General features: G+C 67.0%; 14 protein-coding genes. 6 read left to right on the plus strand and 8 right to left on the minus strand.

Annotated elements, in window-relative coordinates:
• Positions 1 to 92 precede the first annotated feature (92 nt).
• Both ACJ7C5_RS17485 and rpsU read right to left on the minus strand, forming a co-directional pair.
• Positions 93 to 536 (minus strand): GatB/YqeY domain-containing protein, encoded by a 444-nt coding sequence (locus ACJ7C5_RS17485; protein WP_099590220.1) that lies wholly within the window; start codon positions 534 to 536, stop codon positions 93 to 95.
• Between the two features lie 133 nt (positions 537 to 669).
• The gene (rpsU, locus tag ACJ7C5_RS17490) at positions 670 to 885 is read right to left on the minus strand and encodes a 30S ribosomal protein S21 (RefSeq protein WP_002808376.1); all 216 of its coding nucleotides are present in this window, start codon (positions 883 to 885) and stop codon (positions 670 to 672) included.
• Between the two features lie 166 nt (positions 886 to 1,051).
• Here rpsU and tsaD point away from each other — a divergent pair, with 166 nt between their 5' ends.
• Positions 1,052 to 2,077 carry a tRNA (adenosine(37)-N6)-threonylcarbamoyltransferase complex transferase subunit TsaD gene (tsaD, locus tag ACJ7C5_RS17495; RefSeq protein WP_097048518.1) on the plus strand — a complete coding sequence of 342 codons (1,026 nt, stop codon included), beginning with the start codon at positions 1,052 to 1,054 and terminating at the stop codon, positions 2,075 to 2,077.
• Positions 2,078 to 2,118: 41 nt separating this feature from the next.
• On the opposite strand, the gene ACJ7C5_RS17500 is transcribed toward tsaD, so the two are convergent.
• Positions 2,119 to 2,778 carry a hypothetical protein gene (locus ACJ7C5_RS17500; protein WP_412704626.1) on the minus strand — a complete coding sequence of 220 codons (660 nt, stop codon included), beginning with the start codon at positions 2,776 to 2,778 and terminating at the stop codon, positions 2,119 to 2,121.
• A gap of 365 nt (positions 2,779 to 3,143) precedes the next feature.
• On the opposite strand from ACJ7C5_RS17500, the gene folB reads away from it, so the two are divergent.
• The 4 genes from folB to ACJ7C5_RS17520 all read left to right on the plus strand — a co-directional run bounded on the left by folB (position 3,144) and on the right by ACJ7C5_RS17520 (position 7,808).
• Entirely contained in the window at positions 3,144 to 3,497 is a 354-nt protein-coding gene (gene folB, locus ACJ7C5_RS17505; RefSeq protein ID WP_005407807.1) for a dihydroneopterin aldolase, read from the plus strand.
• A gap of 62 nt (positions 3,498 to 3,559) precedes the next feature.
• Positions 3,560 to 4,831, plus strand: coding sequence for a mechanosensitive ion channel family protein (locus ACJ7C5_RS17510; RefSeq protein WP_412704627.1), 1,272 nt, complete (start codon positions 3,560 to 3,562; stop codon positions 4,829 to 4,831).
• 128 nt (positions 4,832 to 4,959) lie between these two features.
• Complete coding sequence (locus ACJ7C5_RS17515; RefSeq protein ID WP_412704628.1) at positions 4,960 to 7,134, plus strand: glycoside hydrolase family 3 N-terminal domain-containing protein; 2,175 nt, start codon at positions 4,960 to 4,962, stop codon at positions 7,132 to 7,134.
• 131 nt (positions 7,135 to 7,265) lie between these two features.
• Positions 7,266 to 7,808 carry a hypothetical protein gene (locus ACJ7C5_RS17520; protein WP_412704629.1) on the plus strand — a complete coding sequence of 181 codons (543 nt, stop codon included), beginning with the start codon at positions 7,266 to 7,268 and terminating at the stop codon, positions 7,806 to 7,808.
• A gap of 69 nt (positions 7,809 to 7,877) precedes the next feature.
• Here ACJ7C5_RS17520 and ACJ7C5_RS17525 read toward each other — a convergent pair whose 3' ends face one another.
• The gene (locus ACJ7C5_RS17525) at positions 7,878 to 9,047 is read right to left on the minus strand and encodes a PQQ-dependent sugar dehydrogenase (RefSeq protein WP_412704630.1); all 1,170 of its coding nucleotides are present in this window, start codon (positions 9,045 to 9,047) and stop codon (positions 7,878 to 7,880) included.
• 170 nt (positions 9,048 to 9,217) lie between these two features.
• Between ACJ7C5_RS17525 and yiaA the strand changes: the two genes are divergently transcribed.
• Entirely contained in the window at positions 9,218 to 9,670 is a 453-nt protein-coding gene (yiaA, locus tag ACJ7C5_RS17530) for an inner membrane protein YiaA (protein WP_412704631.1), read from the plus strand.
• 107 nt (positions 9,671 to 9,777) lie between these two features.
• On the opposite strand, the gene ACJ7C5_RS17535 is transcribed toward yiaA, so the two are convergent.
• The 4 genes from ACJ7C5_RS17535 to ACJ7C5_RS17550 all read right to left on the minus strand — a co-directional run bounded on the left by ACJ7C5_RS17535 (position 9,778) and on the right by ACJ7C5_RS17550 (position 13,151).
• Positions 9,778 to 10,101, minus strand: coding sequence for a hypothetical protein (locus ACJ7C5_RS17535; RefSeq protein ID WP_088023671.1), 324 nt, complete (start codon positions 10,099 to 10,101; stop codon positions 9,778 to 9,780).
• Between the two features lie 111 nt (positions 10,102 to 10,212).
• Positions 10,213 to 11,514, minus strand: coding sequence for an APC family permease (locus ACJ7C5_RS17540; protein WP_412704632.1), 1,302 nt, complete (start codon positions 11,512 to 11,514; stop codon positions 10,213 to 10,215).
• Complete coding sequence (locus ACJ7C5_RS17545; RefSeq protein WP_412704633.1) at positions 11,511 to 12,272, minus strand: L,D-transpeptidase family protein; 762 nt, start codon at positions 12,270 to 12,272, stop codon at positions 11,511 to 11,513. The genes ACJ7C5_RS17540 and ACJ7C5_RS17545 overlap by 4 nt, the downstream gene beginning before the upstream one ends.
• A gap of 15 nt (positions 12,273 to 12,287) precedes the next feature.
• Positions 12,288 to 13,151, minus strand: a complete 864-nt coding sequence (locus tag ACJ7C5_RS17550; protein WP_412704634.1) for a MurR/RpiR family transcriptional regulator — start codon at positions 13,149 to 13,151, stop codon at positions 12,288 to 12,290.
• Between the last annotated feature and the right edge of the window lie 153 nt (positions 13,152 to 13,304).

Below are 13,304 nucleotides of genomic sequence, written 5' to 3' on the forward strand. Positions count from 1 at the left end.
GGGGGGGGGGGGTGGCCGCGGGGGGGCCGGCCCCGGCGGGGCCCCCCCCCCCCCCGCGGCCCCCCCCCCCCCGCTACCGGATCAATGCCGGCTTACGCCAGCTGCTGCTTGACCAGCTTGGAGACCAGGCCCATGTCGGCCTGGCCGGCGAGCTTGGGCTTCAGTGCGCCCATCAGCTTGCCCATGTCGGCCGGACTGGAGGCACCGGTCTCGGCGATGGCGGCCTGGATGGCGGCCACGATCTCGGCTTCGCCCATCTTGGCCGGCAGGTAGGCTTCGATGACCACGATCTCGGCGCGCTCGATCTCGGCCAGGTCCTCGCGGTTGGCGGCTTCGAACTGGCTGACCGAGTCCTTGCGCTGCTTGACCATCTTGTCGAGCACGGCGATCACGGCGGTGTCATCCAGCTCGATGCGCTCGTCCACTTCGCGCTGCTTGATGGCGGCGTTGATCAGGCGGATCACGCCCAGCTTGTGCTTCTCGCCCGCCTTCATGGCGGCCTTCATGTCTTCGGTGAGCTGCTGCTTCATGCTCATGAGGAACCTCGTGGTGGTAGGTGGGGCGGGGCGGATGCCCGAACCCGGAAACGCAAAAAGCCGGCGACGCTCGCGCGTGCCGGCTTCGGCTCCATCGCGACAGGCAAGCCTGCCGCAATGAAGATGCGTCCGATCAGTACAGGCGCTGACGCTTGGTGACGTCGCGCGACGAGCGGCGCAGCTGACGCTTCACAGCAGCGGCGGCCTTGCGCTTGCGCTCCTGGGTCGGCTTTTCGTAGAACTCGCGCTTGCGGGTTTCGGCCAGCACACCGGCCTTTTCGCAAGTGCGCTTGAAGCGGCGAAGAGCAAACTCGAAGGGCTCGTTCTCGCGGACTTTGACGCTGGGCATGGAATCTCCGGGACACAGTAGAACCGGGTCACGCCCGGCGAGCCGCACATTATAGCGGCGAATAGACAAACTGCAAGCGGCCAACCCTGAATACGGGCCGAGGGTTCGAAAGCAGTGAGACCTGCACGTCCCCCGAGGGGGCGGCAGGGGCGTCATAATAGCAGGCATGCGAGTCCTTGGCATCGAATCTTCCTGTGATGAGACCGGCGTGGCGGTGTATGACACCGACCTGTCCGGCAGCGCGGCCCTGCGCGCCCATGCGGTCTACAGCCAGATCGCCCTGCACGCCGAATACGGTGGTGTGGTGCCCGAGCTGGCCAGCCGCGACCACGTCCGCAAGCTGCTGCCGCTGGTGCGGCAGACCCTGGCCGAAGCCGGCCTCGGCGTAGACGACATTGACGGCGTGGCCTACACGGCCGGCCCCGGCCTGGTCGGGGCACTGCTGGTCGGCGCGGGCGTGGCTCGGTCGCTGGCCTGGGCGCTGGAGGTACCGGCGGTGGGCGTACACCATATGGAAGGCCATCTGCTGGCCCCGCTGATGGAAGACGACCCGCCGGAAGCGCCGTTCGTGGCGCTGCTGGTGTCCGGTGGCCATACCCAGCTGGTGGCAGTGGACGCCATCGGCCAGTACCGCCTGCTGGGCGAGACCCTGGACGATGCCGCCGGTGAGGCCTTCGACAAGACCGCCAAGATGATGGGCCTGCCCTATCCGGGCGGCCCGCAGCTGGCCAGGCTGGCCGAGCAGGGCACGCCGGGCGCGTACCGCTTCGCGCGGCCGATGACCGACCGCCCGGGGTTGGATTTCAGCTTCTCCGGCCTGAAGACCCAGGTCCTGATGGCCTGGCGCGACAGCGATCAGAGCGAACAGACCCGCGCCGATATCGCCCGTGGCTTTGAAGATGCGGTGGTCGAGACCCTATCGATCAAATGCGAGCGCGCGCTGGAAGCGGCGGGCACCAACGTGATTGTGGTGGCTGGCGGTGTCGGCGCCAACAAGCGCCTGCGCGCGCGCCTGCAGCAGATGGCCGAGCGCCTGGGCGGCCGTGCCTGCTTCCCGCGGCCGGCACTGTGCACCGACAACGGTGCGATGATCGCCTTCGCCGGCGCGCTGCGCCTGCAGGCCGGCCAGCACAGCCCGCCGAAGGTGGATGTGACCCCGCGCTGGGACATGGCGACCCTGCCGGCGGTGTGAGCCCCGGAACCGGTAGCGCCGGGTCCTGCCCGGCGAACGCATTACGGACGCCCTGTCAACGGCGACGCCGCCAACACCGTTGTCGCCCGCTCATGGCGCTGCAGCCAGCCCAGCGTATGCGGGCAGCGGGCGTGGATCAGCCGCCCGATCGCGGCCAGGTCAGCGCCGATGTCGCGCTCGAGGATGGGCTCGTGGTGCGTGATGCGGTTGCGCAGGTGGCGGATGCGCCCGATGTCAGCGTGGATGGCTTTTCTGATGACGCTGGGATGAGCTGAGGGTGCATGCCGCAGAACTCCGTTGAGTGCGGGTATCCACAGCGTGGCGTCGAAGCGACAGGTGAAAAGCTGCTGCCAGAACACCATCGGCAGCTTGGCGACGATTTCGGGTGTATCGGTCGTGCGGCCAGCAACCTGTTCCAGTGCTGCACGTGCGGAAGTACAGGACGAAGTTGGCAGCCTGCGCCGGAAGGCATCATTCCAAGGCCAACGCGGGCCATGCTGCCGGGCGAGCACAGCTGCAGCGGCGTTGCGGGTGACCACTTCGCACAGATGGACCGGCATCATCAGTGCACTGCACATCCGCATGTTCCACAGGTACAGGGATTCGGCTGTGACGTCGGGGCTGCAGGTCGATGCGATTCTCTCGTAAGTAGACAGACGCTCCGCTGACAACGCGCGCCGCAGTACATCGTATGGAGCCATCGTGATGTGCGGTGGTGAAGGAGGAATCGATGTTCGCGAGAGTGGGCGGCGACCACCATCAGGGAACGTCGTTGTCCGCGCGGCTGATTTTCTGCGTTTGGCCTCGGACGACTACCTGACCTGCCCTGTCGGAATTGGCCTTGACCGGCGATCGGGTCCTTGCCTAATCTGCGTGCCTGCGCCACCGGGACCCGCGGCTGTTCAACAGCTCCCTCCGGGGACAAACGGTAGTACCAAAGGGCCCCGCTAGCAGGGCCCTTTGTCTTTTCTGGAGCCGCGTCCCTGCCGGCCACCCGCCGCCCGTTCCGGGCAGGCTCACCGCCGTGCCGTTACCATGGCCCCCTGTATTCGGGCTGGTAAGCGCAATGGACAAGGTTTTCATCGAGGGGCTGACGATCGACGCCCTGATCGGTATCTACGATTGGGAACGACGGATCCGCCAGGACCTGGTGTTCGACCTGGAAATGGGCTTCGACAACCGTCGCCCTGCGGCCACCGATGACATCGCCCACACCCTGAACTACAAGGCGGTCAGCAAGCGCCTGGAGCAGTTCGTGCGCGAGTCGGAATTCGGCCTGGTCGAGACCCTGGCCGAGCGCTGCGCGCAGATCGTGCTGGACGAATTCGACGTGAAGTGGCTGCGCCTGAAGCTGAGCAAGCCGGGCGCGGTGCGCGGCGCGCGCGCGGTGGGCGTGATCATCGAGCGCACGCGGGACTGACCCGGTAGTGCCGGCCGCTGGCCGGCAACCTCAACATCAATGAAGGAAGAAGGAGACAACTGATGGTGGACGCGGTGGTGGCGGTACAGTGGCTGGAAAAGCTGCAGAACACACTGGAACCCTATCCCGGCGCCTACCTGGCGTTGATGATCTCAGCCTTGCTGATCGCTGCGGGCCTGGCCAACTGGGTGACCAAGCGCATTCTCGTGCGCGGCCTGCGGCGCCTGCTGCAGCGCCTGCCCGGCGCCGAGTCCGGACGTGGCAGCCATTTGATGCGGGTGATTTCGCGCCTGTCCAACGTGGTGCCCAGCCAGGTGATCGCCTCGGGCATCACCCTCATCCCGGATCTGCCGCCTGGCCTGGTCAACGTCATCATCAAGCTGTGCATCGTATGGGCCGTACTGACGGTGTCGATGGCGTTCTCGCATGCGCTGGACGCGGCCAACAGCCTGTACGAACGCAAGCCCGATGCGCGCAACAAGCCGATCAAGGGCTACCTGCAGGTGGTCAAGATCGTGGTGTTCGTGGCCGCCGGCCTGTCCATCATCGCCACCCTGCTGGGGGTGAAACTGGGGCCGTTGGTGACCGGCCTTGGCGCAGCCACCGCAGTGCTGATGCTGATCTTCCAGGACACCATCCTGTCGCTGGTGGCCAGCGTGCAGATCAGCGGCGATGGCCGCGTGCGCATCGGCGACTGGATCGAGATGCCCAGCCAGAACGCCGATGGCGATGTGATCGACATCGCGCTGCACACCATCACCGTGCAGAACTTCGACAAGACCATCACCACCATCCCGACCAAGAAGCTGGTGACTGAGTCGTTCAAGAACTGGCGCGGCATGCAGGAGGCCGGTGGCCGCCGCATCAAGCGCGCGCTGTACCTTGACCAGCACAGCGTCGGCTTCCTGGACGAGGGCGACCTGGCCTTCCTCGGCCAGTTCGCGCTGCTGCGTGACTACCTGCAGGAGAAGGAGCAGGAGCTTGGCCAGTGGAACGGGCGCCTGCGCGAGCAGGGCGTGGCCGAGGTCAACAGCCGCCGGGTGACCAACCTGGGTACCTTCCGTGCGTATGTGGAGCGCTACCTGCGCAGCCACCCTGGCATCCATACCGACATGACCCTGCTGGTACGGCAGTTGCAGCCGACCACCGAAGGCCTGCCGCTGGAGCTGTACTGCTTCACCCGCAGCACCGCCTGGGGCGAGTACGAGGCCGTGCAGTCGGACATCTTTGACCACCTGCTGGCGATCCTGCCGGCGTTCGGCCTGCGGGTGTTCCAGGCCTCCAGTGACGCCATGTTGATGGCCGGGCAGCGCCAGTTGGCTGGGTCGGAGTAAGCTGCGATGCCTCCGGCGGGGCCATACGGACCCCGCTGGTGGCTGAAACTGAATGACGAAACCTCTCGCCAAACGGCTCGGGATCGCTAGAATGCCGGGCTTGTAAACGTTTTCATCAAGGACTGCTGGTGGCCTCCGATCGCATCGAATCCCTCATTGCCCAGATGACCGTCGAGGAAAAGGTCGGCCAGCTGGGTGTCTTCGCGGACATGGTCCGCCCGTTCGCTCCGGACGTGAACCCGGAAGCCAACGTGCGCAATGCCGACCAGGTGCTGCAGCAGGTGCGCGAGGGCAAGGTCGGTTCCCTGTTCAATGGTGTGGGCGCCGAGCTGGGCCGCCGCATCCAGCAGGTCGCCACTGAGGAGAGCCGCCTGGGCATTCCGGTGATCCTGGCTGCCGACGTCATCCACGGCATGCGTACCGTGTTCCCGATCCCGCTGGGTGAAGCCGCCAGCTTCGAGCCGGAGCTGGCCGAGCGCACCGCACGCGCCACCGCTGTCGAAGCCACGGCCGCTGGCCTGCACTGGACCTACGCACCGGCCGTGGACATCGCCCGCGACCAGCGTTGGGGCCGTGGCGCCGAAGGTGCTGGCGAAGACGTGGTGCTGGGCTGTGCGTTCGCCGCCGCCCGCGTGCGCGGCTTCCAGGGAAGCGACCTGCGCGCCGCCGATTCGCTGCTGGCCACGCCCAAGCACTTCGCCGCCTATGGCGCGGTGATGGCGGGCATGGAATACAACATGGTGGACATCTCGCCGCAGACCCTGCGCGACGTGCACCTGCCGCCGTTCAAGGCTGCGTTCGACGCCGGCGCGATCACCGTGATGTCTTCGTTCAACGACATCAACGGCGTGCCGGCCAGCGCCAACGCCGAGCTGCTGACCGACATCCTGCGCGGTGAGTGGAAGTTCCCGGGCGTGGTGATCTCCGATTACACCGCCGACATGGAACTGGTCGCGCATGGTTATGCTGCCGACGACCGCGATGCCACCGCCAAGGCGTTCACCGCTGGCCTCGACCTGAGCATGCAGAGCGGCTTCTATGCCGAGCACCTGCCGGGCCTGGTCGAGAGCGGCGAAGTGCCGATGGCGGTGCTGGATGAAGGCGTGCGCCGCATCCTGTGGCTGAAGGAAACCATCGGCCTTTTCGATGACCCGTACCGTTCGCTGGACCCGGCGCGCGAAGCCGATACCTCGCATATCGCCGACCATGACGAACTGTCGCGCGATGCGGCGCGTCGTTCGATCGTGCTGCTGAACAACCGCGACAACGTGCTGCCGTTGCAGAAGAGCGGGCAGAAGATCGCCCTGATCGGCCCGTTCGTGCAGGACCGCGAAAACATCGAAGGCTGCTGGACGCTGTTTGGCGACAAGCAGCGCTACGTGGACCTGGAAACCGGCGTGCGCGCCGCCATCGGCGATGAATCGCTGCTGGAAGTCGTGCCGGGCTGCGAACTGGAAGTGGCCATCCCCGGTGGCACCGAAGCAGCCGTGGCCGCTGCGCTGCGCGCCGACGTGGTGGTGCTGGCGCTGGGCGAGCCGCAGCGTTACAGCGGCGAAGCGCAGTCGCGCGTCGAGATCACCCTGCCGCCGGCACAGCAGGCGCTGGCCGAAGCGGTGGCGATGACCGGCAAGCCGCTGGTGGTGCTGCTGCGCAATGGTCGCGCGCTGGCCCTGCAGGGCGCCGTGCGTAATGCGCAGGCGGTGGCGGTGACCTGGTACCTGGGCACGCAGACCGGCCATGCCGTGGCCGATGTGCTGTTCGGCGACTACAGCCCGTCTGGTCGCCTGCCGGTCAGCTTCCCGCAGGTGTCCGGCCAGCAGCCGTACTTCTACAACCACCCGCGCACCGGCCGCCCGGAACTGCCGACGATGTCGGAGTTCAAGGCCCGTTGGCGCGAGATCCCGAATGAGCCGCTGTACCCGTTCGGCCACGGCATCGGCTACACCACGTTCGCTTACGGCGTGCCGCAGCTGAGTGCGGCGCAGCTTGGCTGGGACGACACCCTGACCATCACCACCACGCTGACCAACAGCGGTGACGTGGCCGGTGAAGAAGTGGTGCAGCTGTACATCCACGACCGCGTGGCCAGCCGCGTGCGTCCGGTGCGCGAACTGAAGGACTTCCGCAAGGTCGCGCTGCAGCCGGGCGAGTCCACCGAGGTGGTGTTCACCCTGACCCGCGAGCAGCTGGCGTTCACCGGCCGCGACGGCGTGCTGCGTGCCGAGCCGGGCCAGTTCGATGTGTGGGTGTGCGCGTCCTCGGCCGCCGGTGAGGCGGTGCAGTTCGAACTGCTGAAGGCCTGATCGAGAAAAAGGGGACGGAGGGGATTAAGTCGTTAGTGGCACAAACGACTTAATCCCCTCCGTCCCCTTTTTTGTTGTCCTCACTGGCACGGCGCTACCATCGGTGTTCTTGAACCGATGGATGCCCGCGCATGCGCACGATCGCTGTGTTGATTCCCGCCCTGTTGCTGGCGGCCTGTTCGCAGCCGGCACCGCCGGCCGAGCCTGCGGTGGATGCACCGCCACCGATGGAAGCCAGTGCTGCGGCGACGCCTGCGTCTGAACCGGCGAAGGCTGCTGCTGAGCCGGCCGGCGCCGCACCGGCGGAAGTGCCCGCGGAAGACGCGCGTGCGCGCATCGAGACCCTGCTCGGTGATGCCGCGCAGTACGAGAAGGTGTTCAACGCCTTCAGGACCGCGGTGGTTGGCGGCGATCGCGCTGCGGTGGTCGAGGAAGTGCGCTTCCCGTTGAACATCAGCGGCGGAAAGAAGATCACCGGTCCCGGTGAGTTCCAGCGCAACTACGAGAAGATCATTACCCCGGCAGTGGTCAAGGCGGTGTCCGAGCAGGACTTCGGCAAGGTGTTCGTGAACCAGCAGGGCGTGATGATCGGCGATGGACAGGTGTGGTTGAACGGGCAGTGCCTGGACCAGGCCTGCACGAAGACCGAGGTGAAGGTCATCACCATCCAGTGAATGCGAACGGCCCCGCGTGCGGGGCCGTTGCAGTAAGGTCGTGCCGGCCAGCGGCCGGCGCGACCGAAATCAGGTCTTCGGCGTGAGCTTCAGCAGGCGCGCCTTGCTGCCATCTTCCAGCAGCCACAGTGCGCCATCCGGGCCCTGTTCCACTTCACGGATGCGTTCGCCCATGTTGAAGCGTTCGGCTTCGCGCGCGCTGTCGCCATCGAAGGCCACACGTACCAGCGAGGTGGACGACAGGCCGCCGATGAAGCCGCTGCCCTTCCACTGCGGGAACAGGCTGCCGCTGTAGATCACGAAGCCGGCCGGCGAAATCACCGGTGTCCAGGTCACCTTGGGCGCAGCGAATTCCGGGCGGGTGTCGTGGTCGGGAATCGGGCGCCCGTCGTAGTGGTCGCCGTTGGAGACGATCGGGTAGCCGTAGTTGGCGCCGCGCACGATCAGGTTCAGCTCATCGCCGCCGGCCGGGCCCATTTCATGCGCCCACAGCTTGCCGTTGGCATCGAAGGCCATGCCGAGGATGTTGCGGTGGCCCAGCGACCAGACCTGCGCGGCCACGCCGCCCTGCGAGGCGAACGGATTGTCGGCGGGCAGGGTGCCATCGTCGTTGAGGCGGATGATCTTGCCGAGGTTGCTGCCCATGTCCTGCGCCGGATCGAACTTCTGCCGCTCGCTGGAGCTGATCCACAGCTTGCCGTCCGGGCCGAAGGCGAGGCGGTGGCCGTAGTGGCCCTCACCGCTGACCTTCGGGCTCTGCCGCCAGATCACCTTCAGGTCCTTGAGCTGGCCGGCGCCGTTGGCGTCCAGCGCCAGCGTGGCCCGGGCCACGGCGGCACCGCGGGTGTCCAGCGTGCCTTCCTCGGCGTAGCTGACGTAAACGACATGATTCCGGGCGAAGTCGGGGTGCAGGATGATGTCGCCAAAGCCCCCCTGGCCACCGTAGGCCACCTTGGGAACGCCGGTGATCTCGTGCTTCTGGCCGCTGGCCAGGTCCAGATGCTGCAGCTTGCCGCGCTTCTCGGTCACCAGCAGGCTGCCATCGGGCAGGAAGGTCATTGCCCAGGGCTGGTCGAAGCGGCTGACTTCGGTGGCGGTGAACGGGCGCTGGTCGGCGGCGGTAGAGGCCGCGGGCGCGGTGGCCTGGGCGCCGTTGGCATCGGGGCCGGCGGCATTGCAGGCCGTGGTGGCGAGGATCGGCAACAGGCCGAGGGCGAGCAGCAGGGGCGTGCGGGTCATGGGTATCTCCAGCGGAAGGGGATGCGGATGGCCAGGCTCTCCCTTGTATACCACCGGGGCGGTGACGGTCCTGGCCCGAAGGTCCTGTTTCCCCCTGTGCGGCGACGGCGGGATCGTCTAGGGTGGGCACGCCCGGGCAAAGCGTGCCCGTCTGACTGCAAGGAACCGCAATGAACGCACCGATCATCCATCGACCCTCGCCGGCCTTCATTGCCGCCTCCTGGGTGGCCCTGCTGCTCGGCGCGGTGGCCTACCTGGTTGGCCTGTTCAATGCGGAGATGCCGCTGAACGAGAAGGGCTACTACCTCACCCTGCTCCTGTTTGGCCTGTTCGCAGCGGTGTCGCTGCAGAAGAGCGTGCGCGACCGCGTCGAAGGCATTCCGGTCAGTGGCCTGTACTACGCCCTGTGCTGGTTCGCATTGCTGTCTGCGCTGCTGCTGCTTCTGGTTGGCCTGTGGAACGCCACCTTGGTGTTGAGCGAAAAGGGCTTCTACGGCATGGCCTTCGCGCTGTCGCTGTTCGGCGCGGTGGCGGTGCAGAAGAACACCCGCGACCTGATCGCCGCCGGTGGCGGCGAGAGCAAGCGCAGTACGATCGTGCCGCCGCTGCCGGAGCAGGAGTGATCGATCCGGTGTAGAGCCGAGTCATGCTCGGCTCAGTCGAGCATGGCTCGACTCTACAGACGTGGTGCGAGAGCCGAGCGTAGGCTCGGCTCTACAGCAGCCTGGCGTTATCGCTTCAATCGCGGATCCGCCAGCTGAGCTTCCTCCCAGCCACGACGCGCCGCGTTGCGGGCCTGCGCCCACTCCAGCCGGCTCTTGCCTCGTTCGCTGGCCCAGCGTGATTCCAGTTCGCCTTCCACTTCCTCGTAGGCGCGGATCATGTCCTGCGCGCGGGCCGAGTGGCCAATACGGTAGGCCGGTTCGTAGTCGTCGAAGAACAGCTGATCGTCATAGTACGGTTCAGAGGTATAGCGCTCGCGCCAGTAGTTGCTGACCGCGTCGCGCGGCGTGCTGTCGTCCGGTACGCGGCCGGGAATCTGGTAGTCGGTCATGGAAGGGCTCCGTGGTGGACGAAGCCTGATCGTGCCTGCCTTGCGGTTAACGGCCCGGTCCGGCAGCGTGATCGCCAGATCAATCCGCCGGGCATGCCCCAGCGTTACCGATCATCCGGCGTCGGCATCCTTGCGCGGCAGCTTGTAGATCACTGCGCCGATGGCGAACGCGACCAGCGCCGCTGCGATGTTCTGCCAGCTGGCACTGGCGAACAGGGCCAGGCACAGCAACAGCGCCAGCACCGGAATCAGCGGGCCACCGGGTAGCTTCAGCGCACCGGGGCGTTCGGCGTAGCGCTTGGCCAGTACCAGTACTGCAGCGGCAGTCCCGATGTACGCGAACAGGCGCGTGGTCATCGACAGCAGCGCCAGCTGCACGAACGAACCGGACAGGGCCAGGCCGAGCGCGATCAACCCCTGGCACAGGATCGACGCGGCCGGGGTATGGAAGCGTGGATGCACCTGCGCCAGGATCTTCGGCCCGTAACCATCGCGGGCCAGCGCGAACAGGAAGCGTGGGCCCATCATCATCGTGTTGCTGTTGGTGCCGAGGATGGAGATGGTTGCACCAATGGTCAGGATCAGCGCCAGCGCTTCGCCGCCGAAGCCGGCGGCGGCGTCGGCCAGCGGCGTCGCCGAGCTGGACAGGCCGGCCAGCGTGCCCTGCGCCACCACCTGCACCGCGCCGTAGATGACGGTGACGGTGATGATCATGGTGATCAGTGCGAACGGAATATCGCGGCGCGGATTGCGGTACTCGCCGGCGGCGGCCGGGATGTTCTCGAAGCCGGCGTAGGCGTACAGCAGCAGCAACGCGGCTTCACCCATGCGCTGCAGGTCATGAGGGTCCGGGCGCTGGCCGGAGAAGGCCAGCTGCGGATCGATGTAGAACGCACCGATGGCCACGAACAGCAGCAGCGGCAGCATCTTGCCGATCACCAGCACCACGCCGGTACGCGCGGCAGAACGCACGCCGATGATGTTGACGCCGGTGAGGAAGCCCAGCGACACCACGATCACCGCGATGCGGCCCATGCCGGCGCCGGCCCACGGCCAGAAGCGCGCGACCGCATCGGCCAGCGCGTTGCTCAATGCGGCTGCCGAGCTGATGCGGGTCAGCCAGATCATCCAGCCGATCTCGAACCCGGCGAAACGGCCGAATGCCTCGCGGGCGTACAGGTAGCTGCCACCGGGTTCATCGAAGTAGCTGGCGGCCTGCGCGTAGCAGAGCACCAGCAGCGCGACGACGATGCCGGCGGCGACGACGCCCCACAGGCTGAAGGGACCGAGCAGGGCGACGGTGGCGGCTGGCAGAAGGTAGATGCCGCTGCCGATCACGTCATTGATCGACAGGCCGACGATCTGCCAGCGGCTGACCGCGCGCTGCAGCTGCGGTTCGTCCTGCGCGCTCAACGGGCATCTCCGCTCAGTGCGGGCAGCTGCCACTGGGTCTGCAGGCGCGTGTACTCGGCGCGCGGCAGCAGCACGAAGCGCGGCGTATCCTGCGGCCGCAGCCAGTCCAGCAGGGCCTGCATGCGTGCTTGTGACATGGCGGTGCAGCCGGCGGTGGCCTCACCCGGCTGGCGCCAGAGATGGGCGAAGATGCAGCTGCCCTTGCCGGGCTGGTTGCCCGGGTTGTGGGCAATTACAAAACCTTCCCGGTAGCGCACATCGCCCTTGTTGTGCAGGTCCAGCCGCATCGGCTCGGTGGAGCCCTTGACCGCTGCGCTGCCGACCTTCTTTTCATCCACGATGCGGTTGTAGAACGGCGAGCCGGGCACATCCATGCAGTAGCTGCTGTCCAGCATCGGCTGGTAGGGCATCGCGGTGCCGGGGCGGGTGACGGCATAGCCGAACGCACTGCCGAGCGCGAATACGCCGGCCGGGCTGCGGCCATCGCCTTCCTGTTTCTGCGGGCCGTCGGTCTGCGCCGGATGCAGGCCCAGGCCCCAGGCGCTGCCGGTACGGCCGAGCGCGACAGGGAAGGCCTGCCCGTGCGTGTGCCAGCCCTGGCCGTCGCGCACATAGGCCTGCAACTGCCCCTGGGTGCTGTCCCAGCCATCGCTGGTGACCACGATCAGCTGGCGCGCACCATCCAGCGGCGCCGCGTGGACGGACACCGCTGCAGCAAGCAGCAGCGCAGTGGTGGCGAGACGGGCCAGCGATTTCATCAACGTGCGCTCCGGTCAGGAATCCAGCAGGTGGTCGATCCGCTCCAGGTTCACCGCCAGCTGCTGCTGACGGTCCGGATTGGCGTGGCAGAGCAGCACGAACAGGAAATCGAGCAGGGCGTGCATGGCACTACGGTACAGCAGCTGCGCGACCTGCGGCGTGCGATCGTGCGCGCACACCACCAGTGCCGCATCAGCATGCGCGCGCAGCGGGTTGGCGGTGTGGCGGGTAATGGAAATCACCTTGCCGCCCATGTCCTGGAACTGGCGGGACAGCTGCGAAAGCTGGGGCAGGGAAAGCTGGGGCAGGTTGCCGAACTCGGAGAACACCAGCAGCACATCGCCGGGGCGCGCGGCCGACAGGTTGGCCAGCATCAGGATCGGATCGGTATGCGGCACCACCAGCAGGCCAAGCAGTGACAGCCGCATGGCGAATTCGCGGGCATACAGGCCGTCATCCCCCAGGCCGTACACGAACAGCTTTGGTGCGCCGTCGAGCAGCTGCACGATGCGCTCGATCTCCTCGCGCGGGTTGGCCTGTCGGGTTTCCTCTTCGGCCTGTGCCTTGCTGCGGCGCAGGGCCTCGCCCAACCGCAGGTAGTCGTCGCCGCTGTCGGGTTCGCTGGGGGCCTGTTGTGGATCGGCACCGGCGCGAGCCACATCCTGGCCGATCGAGTACTTCAGGTCCGGGTAGCCCTTGAAGCCGAGCTTCTGGCTGAACTTCACCACGCTGGACTGGCTGATGCCCAACGCGCTGGCCAGCTGCTGGGATGAGTAGTCGCGCAGCAGGTGGGCGTTGTCGAGGATGAAATCGGCGATGCGACGTTCGATGGCCGACATCTGCCCGCGCTCGGAACGGATCTTCAGCAGGGGCGGCATGCGGGGTGTCCGGGTGTCTGCAAAGGCGTTGCGGTTGGCCGCTGAGAGCGTGTCATGGGGTGGGGGGGGGGGGGGGGGGGGGGGGGGGGGGGGGGGGGGGGGGGGGGGGGGGGGGGGGGGGGGCGGGGCGGGGGGGGGGGGAAGGGCCGGCAG

This window comes from Nocardiopsis yanglingensis (assembly GCF_045809185.1).
Taxonomy (GTDB): Bacteria; Pseudomonadota; Gammaproteobacteria; order Xanthomonadales; family Xanthomonadaceae; genus Stenotrophomonas; species Stenotrophomonas yanglingensis.

What these genes read in the sequence shown, in the direction of transcription:
- ACJ7C5_RS17485 (WP_099590220.1), bottom strand. Translation starts at nt 536, where the DNA reads ATGAGCATGAAGCAGCAGCTCACCGAAGACATGAAGGCCGCCATGAAG.
- rpsU (WP_002808376.1), bottom strand. Translation starts at nt 885, where the DNA reads ATGCCCAGCGTCAAAGTCCGCGAGAACGAGCCCTTCGAGTTTGCTCTT.
- tsaD (WP_097048518.1), top strand. Translation starts at nt 1,052, where the DNA reads ATGCGAGTCCTTGGCATCGAATCTTCCTGTGATGAGACCGGCGTGGCG.
- ACJ7C5_RS17500 (WP_412704626.1), bottom strand. Translation starts at nt 2,778, where the DNA reads ATGGCTCCATACGATGTACTGCGGCGCGCGTTGTCAGCGGAGCGTCTG.
- folB (WP_005407807.1), top strand. Translation starts at nt 3,144, where the DNA reads ATGGACAAGGTTTTCATCGAGGGGCTGACGATCGACGCCCTGATCGGT.
- ACJ7C5_RS17510 (WP_412704627.1), top strand. Translation starts at nt 3,560, where the DNA reads ATGGTGGACGCGGTGGTGGCGGTACAGTGGCTGGAAAAGCTGCAGAAC.
- ACJ7C5_RS17520 (WP_412704629.1), top strand. Translation starts at nt 7,266, where the DNA reads ATGCGCACGATCGCTGTGTTGATTCCCGCCCTGTTGCTGGCGGCCTGT.
- ACJ7C5_RS17525 (WP_412704630.1), bottom strand. Translation starts at nt 9,047, where the DNA reads ATGACCCGCACGCCCCTGCTGCTCGCCCTCGGCCTGTTGCCGATCCTC.
- yiaA (WP_412704631.1), top strand. Translation starts at nt 9,218, where the DNA reads ATGAACGCACCGATCATCCATCGACCCTCGCCGGCCTTCATTGCCGCC.
- ACJ7C5_RS17535 (WP_088023671.1), bottom strand. Translation starts at nt 10,101, where the DNA reads ATGACCGACTACCAGATTCCCGGCCGCGTACCGGACGACAGCACGCCG.
- ACJ7C5_RS17545 (WP_412704633.1), bottom strand. Translation starts at nt 12,272, where the DNA reads ATGAAATCGCTGGCCCGTCTCGCCACCACTGCGCTGCTGCTTGCTGCA.
- ACJ7C5_RS17550 (WP_412704634.1), bottom strand. Translation starts at nt 13,151, where the DNA reads ATGCCGCCCCTGCTGAAGATCCGTTCCGAGCGCGGGCAGATGTCGGCC.